This window comes from Burkholderia sp. AU45388, from assembly GCF_030481585.1.
GTDB classification, from domain to species: Bacteria; Pseudomonadota; Gammaproteobacteria; order Burkholderiales; family Burkholderiaceae; genus Burkholderia; species Burkholderia sola.
The window spans coordinates 193825-212881 of record NZ_JAUJPV010000006.1 but is presented as its reverse complement, the minus strand read 5'-3'; the positions used below and the strand labels follow the sequence as shown (position 1 = coordinate 212881).

Genomic DNA, 19057 nt, shown 5'->3' with positions numbered 1-19057 from the left:
AGCAATGCGTGTCATCGACAAACGCGAACCTGAACGCGACCGCACCGCGGCGTTCGCCGCGCTGCTCGGGCAATTTCCCGAGCAGCGTTGCGAAGCCGGCGCGGCGGGCACGATCGGCTACCGCGCGGCCGGCGTGCAGCGTGCGGGCCGCGCGCTGCCCGTCGTGCTGCTGCACGGGATCGGCTCGGGCGCCGCATCGTGGGTGAGCCAGCTCGACACGCTGGGTGCATCGCGCCGCGTGCTCGCGTGGGATGCGCCCGGTTACGGCGTGTCGACGCCCGTGCACGGCGCGTCGCCGGCCGCCGCCGATTACGCGGCGTCGCTGAACGCGTGGCTCGAGGCACTCGGCATCGAACGCTGCGTGCTGGTCGGGCATTCGCTCGGCGCGATCATCGTGGGCGGGTTGGCGCGCGTGATGCCCGCGCGGATCGCCGGCCTGCTGCTGATCTCGCCCGCGGGCGGCTACGGCAGCGCACCGGCCGACACCCGCGAGTCGCGCCGCGACGCGCGGCTCGCGATGCTCGCGGAACTTGGCCCGGCCGGGCTCGCCGAGCAGCGCAGCGGCAACATGTTGTCCGGTTTCGCGAACGAGGAGGCGCGTGCGTGGGTGCGCTGGAACATGGCGCGCGTCGTGCCGGCCGGCTATGCGCAGGCCACGCACCTGCTCGCGAACGCCGATCTCGCGGCCGATCTCGCCGGTTTCCGTGGTCGCACGGTGGTGGCGGTCGGTGCGTACGACGCGATCACGCCGCCTGCCGCATGCGAGCGGATCGCCGCGGCCGCGCAGGTGGAGCTGCAGGTGATTCCGCAGGCCGGTCACGCGGGCTATGTGGAGCAACCGGCGGTTTATTCGTCGCTGATCGACGGCTTCTGCCGTCAATGCGATCGTCAACGGGGCCTGGAATGAACGACCGTCACGCTTACGTTTGTTCGCTGCGCCCAGAGGGGACGCATGTCTCCCTTCGGGCGGCCCGGCCGGAGGCATCATGAGCGAACCGTTACAACGACAGGACGCGGACAACGCGAAGGCCGAAGCCGGCTACGTGGTGCCGGGCCTCGAACGCGGGCTGCGCATCCTCGCCGAATTCTCGCCGCGCGAGCCCGTGCTCGGCGCGCCCGAACTGTCGAAACGGCTCGGCATTCCGCGCACGACGGTGTTCCGTCTGCTGCAGACGCTCGAATCGCTCGGCTTTCTCGAACGCGCGGACAAGGATCGCAACTACAAGCTCGGCATCGCCGTGCTGCGGCTCGGCTTCGAATACCTGAGCTCGCTGGAATTGACCGACCTCGGGCTGCCGGTGATCGAGAGCCTGCGCGATGCGACCGGCTTCACGACGCATATCGTGATCCGCGACGGCCGCGACGTGGTGTTCGTCGCGAAGGCGCAGAGCCAGTCGCCGGTGTTCAGCTCGATCCGCGTGAACGTCGGCACGCGGCTGCCCGCGCATGCGACGACGCACGGCCACGTACTGATGGGCGACCTGTCGCTGAAAGCGCTGCACGCGCTGTATCCGGAAGGCGCGCTGAACCGGATGACGAGCGCGACGCCGGAGACGGTCGACGCGCTGTACGAAGTGATCCGCGAGGATGCGCAGCGCGGCTACGGTGTCAGCAATTCGTCGTTCGAGCGCGGCATCTCGGTCGTCACGGCGCCGGTGCGCAACGAGACGCGGAAGATCGTCGCGTGCATTACGGTGACGGTGCCGCGTCCGGAGATCGACGCGGCGCTGATCGCGGACGGGCTGATCGACAAGGTGCGGCGCGCGGCGGCGGAATTGTCGCGACGGCTCAATTACCGCTCGGATGACGAGCACACGTTTTTGAAGGCTTTAGGACTCCGATGATCCAGATCGATCTGACCGGGCAAGTGGCGGTGGTGACGGGCGGTTCGTCCGGCATCGGCCTCGCGACGGCCGAACGGTTCCTGCAGGCCGGCGCATCGGTCGCGATCTGCGGCCGCGACAGCGACCGCCTCGCACGCGCCGAAGCGATGCTTCGCGACAAGCACGCAGGCGCACACCTGTTGACCGCATGCTGCGACGTGCTCGACGAAGCGGACGTGACCGCATTCGCGCAAGCGGTGTCCGCGCGTTTCGGCCGCGCCGACATGCTGATCAACAACGCCGGCCAGGGCCGCGTGTCGACCTTCGCCGACACGACCGACGACGCATGGCGCGAGGAACTCGAATTGAAGTACTTCAGCATCATCCGCTCGACGCGCGCATTCGTGCCGCTGCTGCGCGATGCGCCCGCGCCGACGATCACCTGCGTGAACTCGCTGCTCGCGCTGCAGCCCGAGCCGCACATGGTCGCGACGTCGTCGGCGCGGGCCGGCGTGCTGAGCCTCGTGAAGTCGCTCGCGACCGAACTGGCGCCGCAGCGCATCCGCGTGAACTCGATCCTGATCGGCATCGTCGAGTCGGGGCAATGGCGCCGCCGCTACGACACGCAGGCGCAGCCCGGTGAAAGCTGGGAGGCGTGGGCGGGCGCGCTCGCCCGCAAGAAGAACATTCCGCTGAATCGCTTCGGCAAGCCCGACGAGGCGGCCTGGGCGCTTTTTTATCTCGCAACGCATCTGTCGTCCTACACGACGGGCAGCCATATCGACGTTTCTGGAGGCTTTGCACGCCATGTCTGAAAAAACCACGGTCGGCGAGCTGATTGCCGCCTTTCTCGAGCAGTGCGGCGTGAAGACCGCATTCGGTGTCATCTCGATCCACAACATGCCGATCCTCGACGCCATCAACTCGCGCGGCAACATCCGGTATGTCGGTGCACGCGGCGAAGCCGGTGCATTGAACATGGCCGACGGGCTGGCCCGCGTGTCGGGCGGCCTCGGCGTCGCGTTCACGAGCACGGGCACGGCGGCGGGCAATGCAGCCGGCGCGATGGTCGAGGCGCTGACGGCCGGCACCGCGCTACTGCACATCACCGGGCAGATCGAGACGCCGTACCTCGACCAGGATCTCGCGTACATCCACGAAGCGCCCGACCAGTTGTCGATGCTCGACTCGATCTCGAAGGCCGCGTTCCGCGTGCGCACGGTCGAAACCGTGCTGCCGACGATCCGCGAAGCCGTGCGTATCGCGCAGACCGCGCCGACGGGCCCCGTCTCCGTCGAGATTCCGATCGACATCCAGGCGGCCGAAATCGAATGGCCGGAAGACCTCGCGCCCGCCCACGTCGCGGTACGCGAGCACGACAGCGCCCGCGTCGCGAAGCTCGCCGACGCGCTCGCGGCCACGCGCCGCCCGCTGCTGTGGCTCGGCGGCGGCGCGCGCCATGCACGCGACGAAGTCGAACGCCTCGTGAAGCTCGGCTTCGGCGTCGTGACGAGCGTGCAGGGCCGCGGCGTGCTGCCGGAAGATCACCCGGCGACGCTCGGCGCGTTCAACGTGCATGCGTCGGTCGAAGCGTTCTACAAGACCTGCGACGCGCTCGTCGTGGTCGGCTCGCGCCTGCGCGGCAACGAGACGCTGAAATACAAGCTCGCGCTGCCGCAGCCGCTGTTCCGCGTCGATGCCGATGCGCTCGCCGACAACCGCGGCTATCGCAACGCGCTGTTCGTGCATGGCGATTCGAAGCGCGTGCTGGCCGAGCTGGCCGACCGCCTCGAAGGCCGCCTGTCGGTCGATCCGCAATTCGCGGCCGATCTCGCGGCGGCCCGCGAGGACGCGGTGGCCGACGTGGCGAAGGGCCTCGGGCCGTACAGGAAGCTCGTCGACACGCTGCAGGGCGCCGTCGGCCGCGATTACAACTGGGTGCGCGACGTGACGATCTCGAACAGCACGTGGGGCAACCGCCTGCTGAAGCTCTTCGAGCCGCGCGCGGGCGTGCATGCGCTCGGCGGCGGCATCGGCCAGGGCATCCAGATGGGCATCGGCGCGGCGCTGGCCGGTTCGGCGGCGAAGACGGTCTGCCTCGTCGGAGACGGCGGCCTGATGGTCAACGTCGGCGAACTCGTCACGGCCGTGCAGGAAAACGCGAACGTGATGATCGTGCTGATGAACGACCAGTGCTACGGCGTGATCCGCAACATCCAGGATGCGCACTACGGCGGCCGCCGCTGCTTCGTGCAACTGCACCAGCCCGATTTCGCGCAGTTCTGCGCGAGCTTCGGCCTCACGCACTACCGGATCACGTCGCTCGACCAGGCCGAAGCGATCGTGCGCGAAGGGATCGCGAAGGAAGGGCCGGTGATGGTCGAGGTCGACATGCTGTCGGTCGGCTCGTTCGCGTCCGCCTTCGCGGGCCCGCCGGTGAAGAAGGAAGCGCCGACGGAGCGCCAGTATGCATAACCGGCACAAGCGGGCACCCGTCGACGTCGCGATGATCGGCTTCGGCGCGATCGGCGCGGCCGTGTACCGCGCGGTCGAGCACGATGCGTCGCTGCACGTCGCGCACGTGATCGTGCCGGCGCATCAGCGCGACGCGGTGCAGCGCGAGCTCGGCAGTGCGGTGGAGGTCGTGTCGTCGGTCGACGCGCTGGCTCGCCGCCCCGAGTTCGCGCTCGAATGCGCGGGCCACGGCGCGCTCGTCGATCACGTCGTGCCGCTGTTGAAGGCCGGCACCGATTGCGCGGTCGCGTCGATCGGCGCGCTGTCCGATCTCGCGCTGCTCGACGTGCTGTCGCAGGCCGCCGACGAAGGCTGCGCCACCGTGACGCTGCTGTCCGGCGCGATCGGCGGCATCGATGCGCTGGCGTCCGCGCAGCAGGGCGGGCTCGACGAGGTGCTGTACGTGGGCCGCAAGCCGCCGCTCGGCTGGCTCGGCACGCCAGCCGAGGAACTGTGCGATCTGCGCGCGATGACCGCGGAAAAGGTGATCTTCGAAGGCACCGCGCGCGACGCCGCGCGGCTGTATCCGAAGAACGCGAACGTCGCGGCGACGGTCGCGCTCGCGGGCCTCGGCCTCGATGCGACGCACGTGCGCCTGATCGCCGATCCGGCCGTCGAGCGCAACGTGCACCGCATCACCGCGCGCGGCGCATTCGGCGAGATGTCGCTGGAAATGAGCGGCAAGCCGCTGCCCGACAACCCGAAGACATCCGCGCTGACGGCGTACAGCGCGATCCGTGCGTTGCGCAACCGCGCGGCCTGCTGCGTGATCTGACCGGACCATCGAGCGTCCGCCCACGCCACGGCGAGGGCGGACGTGCAGAGACAGATTTGTGGGACTTGTGACATGACTCCTTTCGATACGAGCCTCGTGCCCGACGGCAACATCCTGATCGGCGGCGAGTGGCGGCGCGGTCGTGGCGCGCCTTACGCGAGCCACTATCCGGCCGACCAGTCGCTGAACATGGAAGTGTCGACGGCGAACGCGGAAGACGCGGCCGACGCCGTGGTGGCCGCCGACGCCGCATGGCGTCGCGCCGACTGGGCCGGGCTCAAGCCGCATCAGCGCGCGCAGGTGCTGTACCGGATCGCCGACCTGATCATGCAGCGCCACGAGGCGCTCGCGAACCTGCAGCGCCGCGACAACGGCAAGCCGATCGCCGAGACGCGCGTGCTGGTGGCCAGCGCGGCGAACACGTTTCGCTATTTCGCGGCCTGCCTGGAAACGCTCGACGAAGAACTGACGCCGTCGCGCGGCGACTACCTGACGATGAGCGTGTACGAGCCGATCGGCGTGATCGCGGCGATCACGCCGTGGAATTCGCCGATCGCGTCCGATGCACAGAAACTCGCGCCGGCGCTGGCCGGCGGCAACGCGGTGGTGCTCAAGCCGGCCGAAGTCACGCCGCTCGTGTCGCTCGCGCTGGCGCGCCTTTGCGAGGAAGCCGGCGTGCCGAAGGGCGTGCTGAGCGTGCTGCCGGGCAAGGGCTCGGTGATCGGCGACGTGCTGGTGCGTCATCCGCTGGTGAAGAAGGTGTCGTTCACCGGCGGCACCGAAGTGGGCCGCGGCATCGCGCGCATCGCCGCCGAGAAGCTGATGCCCGTGTCGCTCGAACTCGGCGGCAAGTCGCCGACGATCGTGTTCGACGACGCCGACCTCGATCACGCGGTCAACGGTGTGCTGTACGGGATCTTCAGCTCGTCGGGCGAAGCATGCATCGCCGGTTCGCGGCTGTTCGTGCAGCGCGCGGTGTACGACGCCTTCATGCAGCGGCTGGTGGCCGGCGCACGCAAGCTGCGCGTGGGCGACCCAATGCGACCCGACACGCAGATGGGTCCACTGATCACCGCCAAGCATCGCGAATCGGTCGAACGCTACGTCGCACTCGGGCTGGAAGAAGGCGGCCGCCTGCTGTGCGGCGGCGAGCGGCCGTCGGGCGACGGGCGCGAGAACGGCTTCTTCTATCAGCCGACGATTCTCGAAGGCTTGCAGAACAGCGCACGCATCTGCCAGGAGGAAATCTTCGGGCCGGTGCTGGTCGCGATGCCGTTCGATGACGAAGCATCGCTGATCGCGCAGGCGAACGACAGCGTGTTCGGCCTCGCGGCCGGCATCTGGACGCGCGACTACAAGCGTGCATGGCGCATCGCACGGGCACTGGAGACGGGCACCGTCTGGATCAACACGTACAAGCTGTTCTCGATCTCCACGCCGTTCTCGGGCTGGAAGGAGAGCGGGATGGGCCGCGAGAAGGGGCGTCTGGGCATCCGCGAATACATGCAGCAGAAGAGTCTCTACTGGGGCTTGAACGACGCGCCGCTGCCGTGGGCGAACTGAGCGAAGGGGAATGACGCAATGAGCATCTTGGGAATCGAGCAGATCACGTACGGTGTCGACGACCTCGCAAACTGCCGGCGCTTTTTCGCCGACTGGGGCTTGAAGGAAGTCGCGCACGACGACACGCGTGCGCGTTTCGAAACGATGAACGGCTGCACCGTGCTCGTCGTGAAAGCCGACGATCCGTCGCTGCCGCCCGCGTTCGAAGCGGGCCCGACGCTGCGGGAAGTCACGTGGGGCGTCGCGACGCAGCGCGAACTCGACGCACTGCGCACGAAGCTGGCCGGCCAGCCCGGCTACTACGCGCAGGACGATGCGGTCGGCTGCATCGACCCCAACGGGATGGCGATCCGCATCGAAGTCACGCGCAAGCGCGCGCTCGACATCACGGGCTCGCCGTCGAACGTGTGGGGCCAGACGCTGCGCGTCGACCAGCCGAGCCCGATCTATGCGCGTGCGGAGCCGGTCGAAGTCGGGCACGTCGTGTTCTTCACGAACTGCCTCGACGCGCAGGAAGCCTTCTATCACGAACTGCTCGGCTTCGAGACGTCGGACCGTTATCCGGGCCGCGGCGCGTTCATGCGCTGCGCGCCGCACGGCGGCCATCACGACCTGTTCCTGCTGGCGCTGCCGAACGGAAAACGCGGCCTGAACCACGTCGCGTTCACCGTGCGCGATATCCACGAAGTGTTCGGCGGCGGCATGCACATCGACCGCTGCGGCTGGGAAACGCAACTCGGCCCGGGGCGTCATCCGGTGTCGTCCGCGTACTTCTGGTACTTCCGGAACCCGGCCGGCGCGCTGATCGAATACTACGCGGACGAAGACGTGCTGACGCCCGAATGGCAGCCGCGCGAATTCGAGCCGGGCCCGACCGTGTTCGCCGAATGGGCCGTCGACGGCGGCCTCGACGGCAACACGCGCCGGCAGAAGAACGCGAAGGCGCCGGAAGGCAAGTTCATGACGGAGCGCAAATCATGACCGAAACGAATACGCCCGCGCAGCCCGCGCCGGGCACGGTCGTCGTGATCGGCGGCGGCCAGGCCGCCGGCTGGGTGCTGAAGACGCTGCGCGCGCAAGGCTACACGGGCCGTCTGGTGATGATCGCCGACGAACCGCACCTGCCGTACGAGCGCCCGCCGCTGTCGAAGGCCGTGCTGGCCGGCGACGCCGACATCGAGACCGTGCGCGTCGTGCGCCCCGACGAATTCGACGCGCTGAACGTCGAAGCGTGGCAGCCGGAACGCGCGGCGTCGATCGATCGCGCACGTCGCTTGGTGAAAACCGAGCGCGGTCGCGCGATCGAATACGACCGGCTCGTGATCGCAACCGGCGGCACGTCGCGCCGCTTGCCCGATGCGCTCGTCCACACGCCGAACCTGCACTACCTGCGCACGCTCGACGAAGCGGCCGCGCTCGGCGAGAAGCTGCGCGCGAGCCGGCGCGTGCTCGTGATCGGCGGCGGCTGGATCGGCCTCGAAGTCGCGGCGACCGCGCGCAAGCTCGGCGTCGACGCGGTGGTCGTCGAAGGCGCGCCGCGCCTGTGCGGCCGCTCGGTGCCGCGGGTCGTGTCCGACTTCCTGCTCGACCTGCATCGTTCGAACGGTGTCGACGTGCGACTCGGCGCGGCACTTGAATCGCTCGATGCGCAGCCCGGCGACGCATCGAAGGTGCGCGCGACGCTCGCCGACGGCACGACGATCGACGCCGATTTCGCGGTGGCCGGCATCGGCCTCGCGCTGAACGCGTCGCTCGCGAGCGATGCGGGGCTCGCGGTCGACGACGGCATCGTCGTCGACGAATACGGTGCGACGAGCGACCCGTCGATCTTCGCGTGCGGCGACGTCGCGAACCATCACAACGGCTGGCTGAAACGCCGCGTGCGGCTCGAATCGTGGGCCAACGCGCAGAACCAGGCGATCGCGGCGGCGAAGGCCGTGCTCGGCGTGCGTGCACCGTACGCGGAGATTCCGTGGTTCTGGTCCGATCAGTACGACGTGAACCTGCAGATCCTCGGCGATCTGCCGGCCGATGCGCAGCTCGTCGTGCGCGGCGATCTTGCCGCGCGTCGTGCGACGCTGTTTTTTGTGGGCGACGGGCATGTGAGAGGTGTCATCGCCGTGAACAACGCGCGTGAGCTGAAGCTCGCGCGCAAGTGGATGAACCAGGGCCGGGCAGTGGATACGGCGGCCCTGGCGGACACGACCCAAGCGCTTGCCTGACCGGCCCGCCCGGAAAGAGACCCAGGAGACACCCCGCATGAGCACTTTCGACAACGTCGTGGCCGGCAGGGCCACGATGGAAGCTGCCGCCTCCACGCCCGGCGCGATCATCGCGCGGCTCGAGCGGCTTCCGGCCAATGCGATGCAGATCCGCGCGCGCGTGCTGATCGGCACCGCGACGTTCTTCGACGGCTTCGACGTGATCACGATCGCGGCGACGCTGCCGCTGCTGATTCACAAGTGGGGGTTGTCGCCGACGCAGATCGGCATGCTGATCGCGTCCGGCGCGATCGGCCAACTGATCGGCGCGTTCCTGTTTCCCGCGCTCGCGGAAAAGCATGGCCGCGTGAAAGCGATCGCGTGGAGCTCGGCCGTGATCGGCATCACGAGCATCGCATGCGGCTTCGCGCCGACGTTCGAGATCTTCGTGTTGCTGCGGATTCTGCAGGGAATCGGGCTCGGCGGCGAGTTGCCGGTCGCCGCGACGTACATCAACGAGATCACGCGCGCGCATGGCCGAGGCCGTTTCGTGCTGTTGTACGAGATCGTGTTTCCGATCGGCCTGCTGGTGTCGATGGCGCTCGGCGCGTGGCTCGTGCCGCGCTTCGGCTGGGAGATCATGTACTTCGTCGGCGGGCTGCCGCTGATCCTGTCGCTCGTGCTCACGCGCCTCGTGCCCGAATCGCCGCGCTGGCTCGCGTCGCGCGGGCGCCTCGCGGAAGCCGGGCGCGCGGTCGGCGTGTTCGAAGGGTCGGTACGCGGCGAGCTGCCGCCGGTCACGCACGCGGCTGCGTTCGACGAGATGGTGCGCCAGCATCCGAGGCGCCGGATGAGCGATCTGTTCCGCGCCGCGTATCGCAAGCGCACGCTCGCGGTGGCGACGCTGTGGGCAACCTGCGGGTTCATCCAGTACGGGTTGTCGACGTGGCTGCCGACGATCTACAAGAACTTCTATCACGCGCCGCTGCAACTCGCGCTGAACCTCGCCGTGATCGGCTCGGTAATGGGCGTGCTCGGGTCGCTGGCCTCCGCGCTGCTGGTCGACAAGCTCGGCCGCAAGCCGGTGATCGTGTGGTCGTTCGTGCTGTGCGCGCTGTCGCTGGCGCTCGCGGGTATTTATCACGCGTCGTCGGTGTACGTGGTCGCGGTCTTCTGTTCGCTGTCGCTCGGGTTGATGGCGTCGGGGTTCATTACCGCGTACGTCTACACGCCGGAGCAGTATCCGACGAGCATCCGCGCGGCGGGCTGCGGGCTCGGCAGCGCGTGGCTGAAGATCGCGTCGTTCGTCGCGCCCATGGTCGTGCCGCATGCGATCATCGGCGGGAACCTCGCGCCGGCGTTCTATCTGATCGGCGTGGTGCCGCTGATCGCCGCGCTGACCGTGCATTTCGTCGGGATCGAGACGAAAGGGAAGGTGCTGGAGGCGCTCGAGGCGTAAGCGCGCCGCCGGTAACGGATGAGGTGCTCGGGCCCGGGGCGATGCGCCCCGGGCTTTTTATTTCGCGGTGGTTCGGTCGTTTCATGTCGAGCGTTGCGAACGGGCGCCATGGCTGCCGCACGGCTTACGTGCTCTAATTCACGGTCCCCATTTTTTCAGACCGCCGCCATGCCCCTGTTCGAACCCGTCACGCTGAATACCTCCCGCCTCGTGCTGCGGCCGCTTCGCGACGCCGACGCACCGGCCTTCTTCGAGATCTGGTCCGATGCGGAAGCGATGCGCTATTTCTCGTTCTCGCCGATGACGGAAATCGAGCAGGCCGAGGCGCGCGTCGCGCGCAACGTGCAGACGTCCGCGAGCGGGGAGAGCCTGACCTGCGTGCTCGAACTGCGGGAAACCGGCGAGGCGCTCGGCGAGTGCGTGCTGTTCCATGCGAATGCGCAATGCCGGCGCGCCGAGATCGGCTTCAGCCTGCGGCGCGCGTTCTGGCGCGGCGGGTATATGCGCGAAGCGGCGTCGGCCGTGCTCGAGCATGCATTCGGCACGTTGCGGCTGAACCGGCTCGAGGCCGATATCGATCCGCGCAACGTCGCGTCGGCGCGGCTGCTCGAACGGCTGGGTTTCGTGCGGGAAGGGCTGCTGCGCGAACGCTGGATCGTCGGCGACGAAGTGTCGGACAGCGCGCTGTACGGGTTGCTGGCAAGCGATCGCGGCTGATGCTGCCGCGGTGGTCTGTTTTCCGACCGGGACGAGCGCGCACGCGCTGACGCAATCGCGCGGCGCAACCGGATTCGGCCAGCCCGCTTCGATTCAACGGCCGGCCGGTGGTTGCATTCACAGCTTCGCGAGCCAGCCCTCGACCTTGTCTTTCCCGCGCAGCGCTGCAATCCATCGCTCGGGCAACGCCTGTTCGCCGTACAGCGCGCCGGCGAGGCCGCCCGCGATGGCCGCCGTCGTATCCGTGTCGTTGCCGAGCGCGATCGCGCGCTTCACGCAGTCCTCGTAGCTGCCCGTCGACAGCAGACAATGGATCGCCGACCAGAAGCTGTCGACCACATAGCCGGATCCTTGCGGCGCGTCGAAGCGGCCGTCGAGCACGGTCTTCAGTTCGATTTCGTCGGCCGTGCCTTCGTGGCGCGCGAGCAGTTCGTCCTCGGCTGCGCGCACCGCATCGGGCGCGGGCCGGCCATCGACGATCCCCAGCGCCGTCAGGCAATAGAGCGCGCAGCAAAGCTGCGAACGTACGTGGCCATGCGTGACGACGCTCTGCTTGTGTGCGAGCCGGATCGCGTCGTCGCGCGACGCGGCGACCATCACGACGGGGAAGCAGCGCATCAGCGAACCGTTGCCGTTGTCGCGCTCGTCGCGGGGCCCGGCCACTGCGGGCGCGGCGCCGGCCGCCAGCGCATGGAACGCGCGTTGCGTCTGCAGGCCGACGTCGAACACGCGGCCGTCCGGCGTGAATGCACCGCGCTGAAACCAGTCCAGCAGGTTGCCGGCGAACGTATCGAGATTCAGGTCGTGCTCGTGCAGCAGTGCGTCGAGCAGCGCGAGCGCCTGCGCACCGTCGTCGCTCCAGGTGCCGGGCGGCACGCCGTCGTGCGCGCGTGCGAAGCCCGGCGGCGCAATCATGTCGATCGCGGCAGGCGGCGGGATCGAAGCGGCGTCGTGGAATTCGTACGGCACGCCGAGCGCGTCGCCGATCAGCAGGCCAAGCAGGCCGCCGCGCAGGCGGGATCGTCGGTTCGGAATGACTGTCATCGGAGAGGGTTCGGGTCGGGAGGGCTTGCGTCGCGAAATACCGTGCAGACTAGACCAATCGCGTCCGCATGCCTAGCCGATGGCGTTGCGGCCGGAGAGAAATCATGCGAGTGCGCCGAGAAGAGGCGGGGCGGTGTTCGTCAGGGTCGGCGACTTGCCGGATGCCGCCCCCGAACGTACCCTTGGTCGAATCGACAGTCCGTCCGCAGGAATCGACCATGCATGCCCATCCTTTGCGCCTTTCTCCCGGCGACGATCTGCGCGGCGCCATCGAGGCAGCGCTACACCAGCTTGAAGCGCCTGCGGCCTTCGTGATCCAGGGCATCGGCAGCCTGAGCGTCGCGCAGTTGCGCTTCGCCGGCGTCGATCGGCCGACCGAGCTGCGCGGAGACCTCGAAATCCTGACGCTGGCCGGCTCCGTATCGCCGGACGGCGCACACCTTCATATGTCGATCTCCGATGCAGCCGGCCGCGTGACGGGCGGCCACGTCGCGAGCGGCTGCGTGGTGCGCACGACGGCCGAGATCCTGCTCGCGCTGCTGCCCGCGCATCGCTTCTCGCGCGAGCCGGATGCGGGCACTGGCTTCAACGAACTGGTGATCCGTCGCGTGTCGGGTGGCGACCCGGCATAAAGGGGCAGCGGCGCTAGAATCGCCGGTCATCGAAGACTTTCCCGTTACCGCTCATTCCGCCAAGCGCAATCCATGGACGATACCGAAATCGAACAGCAAGCGTGGGACATCGTCCGGGCCTGGCTCGAAGGCGCGACGCCCGAGCAGTGGCACCGGTTCGCCGCACGCTCCAATTACGACGGCAACGGCCGCGCGTTGCGCTGGCTGCTGGACAACCGCAACGTCGATCGCGCGACCGCATTGCTGATCTACTGGAATCTCGGCGCCGCGTGGTTTGTGCAGTATGCGAGCGAAAGCGATCTGGGCGACGCGTCGTATCAACTCGATACGTTTCGGCTGCTGCGCGACATCGAGCAACGTTACGCAGACGGCTATTACGCCAATCACGGCATCTGGTTCGATCCGCACGACTTCGATGGCGCGGGGCCGAACGATTATCCGGACGTACCGGTCGCGCGGCCCGTGCCGGCACTGATGCTGCAGCCGACCGACGGGCGCGAGTACGTCGATCTCGACGAAGCCGACGGGTATGACGAAGGCTTGCCGTTCGACGTGGTCGAGCGGCTGCACGCGCTGTACGACTGACCCCGCGGGCGCGTCCGGTCGCTGACGCACAAAAAAAAGGCGCCGCGGCCTTTCAGCCCGCGACGCCTTTCAGTGCGCTGCGACGTCGACCACCCGCCGCCGCCCGACTGCGTGCTTACAGCTGCACGGTGTCGGCCACTTCCTTGAAGTCCTCGATCTGGTCGAAGTTCATGTACTGGTAGATCTTGTCGCCGTTGGCGGTGAGCACGCCCATGTCGGCCATGTACTCTTCCTTGGTCGGGATCTTGCCCAGACGCGAGCAGATCGCGGCCAGTTCAGCGGAACCGAGGTACACGTTCGTGTTCTTGCCGAGGCGGTTCGGGAAGTTGCGGGTCGACGTCGACATGACCGTCGCGCCTTCGCGCACCTGGGCCTGGTTACCCATGCACAGCGAGCAGCCCGGCATTTCGGTGCGCGCGCCGGCCGTGCCGAACACGCCGTAGTGACCTTCTTCCGTCAACTGCTTCTGGTCCATCTTGGTCGGCGGCGCGACCCACAGCTTGACCGGGATGTCGCGCTTGCCTTCGAGCAGCTTCGACGCCGCACGGAAGTGGCCGATGTTGGTCATGCACGAGCCGATGAACACTTCGTCGATCTTGGCACCCGCGACGTCGGACAGCGTCTTCACGTCGTCCGGGTCGTTCGGGCAGGCGACGATCGGCTCGTGGATGTCGGCGAGGTCGATCTCGATGACGGCCGCGTATTCGGCGTCGGCATCCGGCGACAGCAGTTGCGGGTCGGCCAGCCACTGTTCCATCGCCGCGATACGGCGCTGCAGGCTGCGCGGATCCTGGTAGCCCTGCGCGATCATCCACTTGAGCAGCGTGACGTTGCTGTTCAGGTATTCGATGATCGGTTCCTTGTTCAGGTGCACCGTGCAACCGGCCGCCGAGCGCTCGGCGGACGCATCGGACAGCTCGAACGCTTGCTCGACCTTCAGGTCGGGCAGGCCTTCGATTTCGAGGATGCGGCCCGAGAAGATGTTCTTCTTGCCTTGCTTGGCGACCGTCAGCATGCCTTGCTTGATCGCGTACAGCGGAATCGCGTTGACGAGGTCACGCAGCGTGACGCCCGGCTGCATCTTGCCCTTGAAGCGGACCAGCACCGATTCCGGCATGTCCAGCGGCATCGTGCCGGTGGCGGCCGCGAACGCGACCAGGCCCGAACCCGCCGGGAAGCTGATGCCGATCGGGAAGCGCGTGTGCGAATCGCCGCCGGTGCCGACGGTGTCGGGCAGCAGCATGCGGTTCAGCCACGAGTGGATCACGCCGTCGCCCGGGCGCAGCGCGATGCCGCCGCGCGTGCTGATGAAGTTCGGCAGCGTCTGGTGCGTCTTCACGTCGACCGGTTTCGGATAGGCGGCGGTGTGGCAGAACGACTGCATCACGAGGTCGGCCGAGAAGCCGAGGCAGGCCAGATCCTTCAGTTCGTCGCGGGTCATCGGGCCCGTGGTGTCCTGCGAGCCGACCGAGGTCATCTTCGGTTCGCAGTACGTGCCCGGGCGCACGCCCTGGCCTTCCGGCAGGCCGCACGCGCGGCCGACCATCTTCTGCGCGAGCGAGAAGCCCTTGCCGCTGTCGGCCGGCTGGTGCGGCAGGCGGAACAGCGTCGACGGCGCGAGGCCGAGCGCTTCACGCGCCTTCGCGGTCAGGCCGCGGCCGATGATCAGCGGAATGCGGCCGCCGGCGCGCACTTCGTCGAACAGCACGTCGGACTTGACCTGGAATTCGGCGATGACCTTGCCGTCCTTCAGCGCCTTGCCTTCGTACGGGCGCAGTTCGACCACGTCGCCCATGTTCATCTGCGACACGTCGAGCTCGATCGGCAGCGCGCCGGCGTCTTCCATCGTGTTGTAGAAGATCGGGGCGATCTTGCCGCCGAGGCACACGCCGCCGAAACGCTTGTTCGGGACGAACGGGATGTCTTCGCCGGTGAACCACAGCACCGAGTTGGTGGCCGACTTGCGCGAGGAGCCGGTGCCGACCACGTCGCCGACGTAGGCGACCAGGTGCCCCTTTTCCTTCAGCGATTCGATGAACTTGACCGGGCCGCGCTTGCCGTCTTCTTCCGGCGTGATGCCCGGGCGCGCGTTCTTCAGCATCGCCAGCGCGTGCATCGGGATGTCCGGGCGGGTGGTGGCGTCCGGCGCCGGCGACAGATCGTCGGTGTTGGTTTCGCCCGTCACCTTGAACACGGTGATGGTCAGGCTTTGCGGCACTTCCGGACGGCTCGTGAACCATTCGGCGTCGGCCCAGCTCTGCAGCACGGCCTTCGCATGCGCGTTGCCCTGGTCGGCGAGTTCCTTCACGTCATGGAACTGGTCGAACATCAGCAGGGTTTTCTTCAGCGCGTCGGCGGCGACCGCGGCGACGGCTTCGTCGGACAGCAGCTCGATCAGCGGCTGGATGTTGTAGCCGCCGAGCATCGTGCCGAGCAGCTCGGTCGCGCGTTCGCGTGAGATCAGCGGGCAGGCCGTCTCGCCCTTCGCGACGGCGGCCAGGAAGCCGGCCTTCACGCGGGCGGCTTCGTCGACGCCGGCGGGCACGCGATGGGTGATCAGCTCGAGCAGCGTCTGCTCTTCGCCGGCAGGCGGGTTCGTCAGCAATTCGACCAGTTCGGCGGTCTGCTGAGCCGTCAGCGGCAGGGGAGGAATACCGAGCGCGGCGCGGGCGGCCACGTGAGCACGAAAGTTTTCAAGCATGGGGAGACCTGCTGATATTGCGTTTGAGGGGAAGGCCTTGCCGGCACTCCGGGGCTATTCCAGGCACTGCTTTGAGCGGGATTCTAATCTCAATGGTCTGGAACGTCAAATGTCTTATGTCTTATATAAGACTTGGTGAGGCGAAAGACGGGCGGCGCGGCTGCATGGCGGGGCGGCCTTGTCGGGCGGGGGCGGCGGGCGGGTGCGCGGTGTCGGTTGAGGTCGCCGGTGGCGCACATATCTGCACAAGGCCGCAGGAAACGGCACACACCGGGCGCGTTCGGGCCGCTACGCTTGCCGTCACGCAGCTTGCAATCGGGTGCCGGAACGTGAGGCGGAAGTCGTCGCGCGCCGGTCGATTCGGCCCGGGCGGTAGCGATTCCCTTGACTCCGGCGATCCGCGACATGCACTCCAGAGACGCGATTTTCCTGATGGCGGCGCTCGTTGCGTCGCCGGCCGTTCACGCGGCCACGCCCGGCGACGAAGCGCGGGAGGCGGCGAGCCGGCCGGTCGCGCTGGTCTATCGCGGTCCTGCCGCGTGCGACGGGTGCGCCGAAACCATCGCCAGACGCCTGCGGGAATCGGATCAGCGGTTCCGGGTGGTCTACGTGGGGCCGGCGGAAAAACTCAAGATCACGCCCGCGGCGCTCGCCGGTGCGGCGCTCTACGTGCAGCCCGGCGGCGGGCAGGACATTCCCGGCGCGGCAGCCGGCATCGGCCGAAATGAAATGCGGGCCGTGCGGCGATACGTCGCGAACGGCGGCCGATACCTCGGGCTGTGCATGGGCGCCTACCTGGCCGGCGCGCAGGGTTTCGCGCTGGTTGCCGGCGATATCGACGGCGAGGTCGACCGGCCGGGCTCGACGCTTCACGGCATTGCCGACACGGTGACGCCGGTCGTCTGGCGCGGGAAAAAGCGCTGGATCTACTTTCAGGACGGCGCGAGGCTCCCGGTCGCGCCGATCGGCTCCGGCTGGACCGTGCTGGCGATCTACCCGAACAAGGACATCGCGGCCGCCACGTATCGCTACGGCAAAGGGCGCGTCGGCCTCGCCGGCCCGCATCCGGAGGCCGATGAAAGCTGGTATCGCCAGAATGGCCTCGAGAATCCGGACGGCGTGGCGCCGGACATGGCCTACGACCTGATCAACGCGACGATGAAGCCGTAGCGGAGGGGCCGCGGCGGGCGCGGTTCATTTATTTCCGTTTGGCGCGATACGCGTCGAGATTTTTCCGTGCCTGCGCGCGGATCGCGCGCTGCATGAACGGCGTCCAGCCGAGCAACGCGCCTTTCATCCCGAGCGCCTGACGTGCCCAGCGCCACAGGTCGAAATGGTCGCGATGCTCGACGATGCGTCCGTCGCGAAACCGGAAGCGCGCATCGATCCGATTGACCACCATCCGTCCGGTCGCGGCGAACCGGTATTGCGCGCGCCATGTCGCGCGGCCGGCCTGGTCGTCCGCGGCGACTTCGCCGAACGTCAGCGAGAACTCCTGCGCCCGCGCGACCAGCATCCGCCACATGTCGCGCGCCAGTTCGCCGCGCAGCTCGCCGAATGCGGGATCGCTGAACACGATGTCGTCGGCATAGCACGCGAGCATCGCGTCGATGTCGCGCTGCTGGAAGGCCGTGTAGAAGCGCTGGATCAACGCGGTGTTCGGATCAGTCATTTTGGGCGTAAAGGAGGGAGAGGGACGGTGACGTCCGTCGAAACATCGATCGGGAAAGTGCGGCAGACAGCGCGAACCGGCGCCCGCGCTTGCCGCGTCGGGCGCAGCCGGCTTGCCGCCGGGATGATACGCGTCAGCGGGCCGCCATCGCAACGTCCTGACTGCTGCGTCCCGTCACCAGGCAGCCCGACATGAAGGCCTCGCTCTGGCTGCCGGCGGCGGCTTCGCCGAAGCCGCGACCGAGCGCGTCGGCCTTCACCTGCGCGGCGCCCTGCTCGCACGCGAGCGGGCTGGCGTCGCGGCCCTGTGCGTGCAGGATCGCGCGATCGCCGATGAGATAGGCCAACAGGGCAAAAACAGCGATATGGACGGCTCGTCTCATGGTTCGTCTCCTCGTTGCTCAAGCGTAACGCGGACACGTTCGACGAAGCACTTGGGGCTTCCCCCGGTAAACGTCTGCTGAAAGCGGTGGCGGCAGGGCGATCCTGTCCTGTTTTTCCGTCGCCGCTGCCCGGCGGGCGGGCAATGCGCGGTAGTTTGACGAATGTCAGGGTACGAGCGGGCGGCGGCGGTCGCGCGGCCGTTCAAGGCGATAGCATGCATGCATGATTTGACGGAGCGCGATGCAAGGTCAACGCGTCAGGTCCGGCAAGCACGCAGGTGTTGAATATCGCTGTCGAAATAGTGAGGAATCCAAATGTTGAACGTCTCTTCCGTCCTGATCAGCCTTGCCCCGATGTGGGCGATCCTGCTGCTGGCTTCCTCGGCGGCCGCCTATTTCGTGTTCTGGCGCAAGGTCATCAAATGAGCGCCGCGTGACCGCGTGCGCACGATGCGCACGCGTGACGCGCTTTTCCGTCATTGCACCGCCGTCACCGGCACGTTCGAAATTTGCACCAGCCGGGCCATCACGCTGCGCCGAAACACCGACATCAGCGCGTGCAGCGGATCGCGTCTCGGCGCGGCCACGACGATCTCGTCGCAGCCGGCCTCGGCCGCTGCGGCCGCGATCGTATCGGCCACCGGGCCGACCTTCATCACGACGCTGAATTTCACGTCCGCATCGCGCAGGATCCGCTCGGCCATCGCGAGATCGTCGGTCGCGAATTGCGTCTCGATCGCGCGCAGCCGCGACAGCGGGTGATAGGCCTCGAGCCGCGTCGATTCCAGCGGCGCCTGCACATTGATCAGCACGACCTCCGACGCGCAGCGCTCGCGATACAGGAATGCCGCGTGACGAACCGCCTGAAGCGAGCGGGGCGAATGGCCGACCGGAACCAGCAGCTTGAGCATGGACGATGAACCCGGAAACGAAGTGCTTCCAGCGTAGCGGGCGGCCGGACGAAGCGATCTAAAGAGATCGGTTGGCTG

Annotated in this window: 18 protein-coding genes; 13 read left to right on the top strand and 5 right to left on the bottom strand. The window is 67.8% G+C overall.

Annotation, left to right across the window (positions count from 1 at the left end; genetic code table 11):
* Nucleotides 1-4 precede the first annotated feature (4 nt).
* The 10 genes from QZM72_RS14160 to QZM72_RS14115 all read left to right on the top strand — a co-directional run bounded on the left by QZM72_RS14160 (nt 5) and on the right by QZM72_RS14115 (nt 11052).
* Nucleotides 5-907, top strand: coding sequence for an alpha/beta fold hydrolase (locus QZM72_RS14160; protein ID WP_301738425.1), 903 nt, complete (start codon nt 5-7; stop codon nt 905-907).
* 79 nt (nt 908-986) lie between these two features.
* Nucleotides 987-1844, top strand: coding sequence for an IclR family transcriptional regulator (locus QZM72_RS14155; RefSeq protein WP_301738424.1), 858 nt, complete (start codon nt 987-989; stop codon nt 1842-1844).
* Nucleotides 1841-2638 (top strand): SDR family oxidoreductase, encoded by a 798-nt coding sequence (locus tag QZM72_RS14150; protein ID WP_301738423.1) that lies wholly within the window; start codon nt 1841-1843, stop codon nt 2636-2638. Before QZM72_RS14155 ends, QZM72_RS14150 begins: the two co-directional genes overlap by 4 nt.
* Nucleotides 2631-4298 (top strand): thiamine pyrophosphate-binding protein, encoded by a 1668-nt coding sequence (locus tag QZM72_RS14145; RefSeq protein WP_301738422.1) that lies wholly within the window; start codon nt 2631-2633, stop codon nt 4296-4298. Before QZM72_RS14150 ends, QZM72_RS14145 begins: the two co-directional genes overlap by 8 nt.
* Nucleotides 4291-5112, top strand: a complete 822-nt coding sequence (locus QZM72_RS14140) for an aspartate dehydrogenase (protein WP_301738421.1) — start codon at nt 4291-4293, stop codon at nt 5110-5112. The genes QZM72_RS14145 and QZM72_RS14140 overlap by 8 nt, the downstream gene beginning before the upstream one ends.
* 72 nt (nt 5113-5184) lie before the next feature.
* Nucleotides 5185-6675: an aldehyde dehydrogenase gene (locus QZM72_RS14135; RefSeq protein WP_301738420.1), complete on the top strand. Its 1491-nt coding sequence runs from the start codon at nt 5185-5187 to the stop codon at nt 6673-6675.
* A gap of 18 nt (nt 6676-6693) precedes the next feature.
* Nucleotides 6694-7656 carry a VOC family protein gene (locus QZM72_RS14130; protein WP_301738419.1) on the top strand — a complete coding sequence of 321 codons (963 nt, stop codon included), beginning with the start codon at nt 6694-6696 and terminating at the stop codon, nt 7654-7656.
* Complete coding sequence (locus QZM72_RS14125) at nt 7653-8897, top strand: NAD(P)/FAD-dependent oxidoreductase (RefSeq protein ID WP_301738418.1); 1245 nt, start codon at nt 7653-7655, stop codon at nt 8895-8897. The genes QZM72_RS14130 and QZM72_RS14125 overlap by 4 nt, the downstream gene beginning before the upstream one ends.
* A 37-nt stretch (nt 8898-8934) precedes the next feature.
* A complete protein-coding gene (locus QZM72_RS14120) occupies nt 8935-10335 on the top strand; it encodes an MFS transporter (protein ID WP_089470103.1) in 1401 nt (466 codons plus the stop codon).
* Between the two features lie 168 nt (nt 10336-10503).
* A complete protein-coding gene (locus QZM72_RS14115; protein WP_089470102.1) occupies nt 10504-11052 on the top strand; it encodes a GNAT family N-acetyltransferase in 549 nt (182 codons plus the stop codon).
* Between the two features lie 117 nt (nt 11053-11169).
* Here QZM72_RS14115 and QZM72_RS14110 read toward each other — a convergent pair whose 3' ends face one another.
* Nucleotides 11170-12096 (bottom strand): ADP-ribosylglycohydrolase family protein, encoded by a 927-nt coding sequence (locus QZM72_RS14110; protein ID WP_089470101.1) that lies wholly within the window; start codon nt 12094-12096, stop codon nt 11170-11172.
* Nucleotides 12097-12314: 218 nt separating this feature from the next.
* Here QZM72_RS14110 and QZM72_RS14105 point away from each other — a divergent pair, with 218 nt between their 5' ends.
* Nucleotides 12315-12728: a PPC domain-containing DNA-binding protein gene (locus QZM72_RS14105; protein ID WP_089470100.1), complete on the top strand. Its 414-nt coding sequence runs from the start codon at nt 12315-12317 to the stop codon at nt 12726-12728.
* A gap of 72 nt (nt 12729-12800) precedes the next feature.
* Nucleotides 12801-13313, top strand: a complete 513-nt coding sequence (locus QZM72_RS14100) for a DUF4274 domain-containing protein (RefSeq protein ID WP_089470099.1) — start codon at nt 12801-12803, stop codon at nt 13311-13313.
* A gap of 115 nt (nt 13314-13428) precedes the next feature.
* On the opposite strand, the gene acnB is transcribed toward QZM72_RS14100, so the two are convergent.
* Nucleotides 13429-16014: a bifunctional aconitate hydratase 2/2-methylisocitrate dehydratase gene (acnB, locus tag QZM72_RS14095; protein ID WP_089470098.1), complete on the bottom strand. Its 2586-nt coding sequence runs from the start codon at nt 16012-16014 to the stop codon at nt 13429-13431.
* A gap of 405 nt (nt 16015-16419) precedes the next feature.
* Here acnB and QZM72_RS14090 point away from each other — a divergent pair, with 405 nt between their 5' ends.
* On the top strand, nt 16420-17184 hold the full coding sequence (locus tag QZM72_RS14090; RefSeq protein WP_089470097.1) for a BPL-N domain-containing protein: 765 nt from the start codon (nt 16420-16422) through the stop codon (nt 17182-17184).
* A 28-nt stretch (nt 17185-17212) separates the two neighbouring features.
* Here the strand turns inward: QZM72_RS14090 and QZM72_RS14085 are convergent, their stop codons facing one another.
* The 3 genes from QZM72_RS14085 to QZM72_RS14075 form a co-directional block, all read right to left on the bottom strand.
* Complete coding sequence (locus tag QZM72_RS14085; protein WP_089470096.1) at nt 17213-17686, bottom strand: nuclear transport factor 2 family protein; 474 nt, start codon at nt 17684-17686, stop codon at nt 17213-17215.
* A 133-nt stretch (nt 17687-17819) separates the two neighbouring features.
* Nucleotides 17820-18068, bottom strand: a complete 249-nt coding sequence (locus QZM72_RS14080) for a hypothetical protein (RefSeq protein WP_059584900.1) — start codon at nt 18066-18068, stop codon at nt 17820-17822.
* A gap of 476 nt (nt 18069-18544) precedes the next feature.
* Entirely contained in the window at nt 18545-18979 is a 435-nt protein-coding gene (locus tag QZM72_RS14075; protein WP_301738446.1) for a universal stress protein, read from the bottom strand.
* Nucleotides 18980-19057 lie beyond the last annotated feature (78 nt).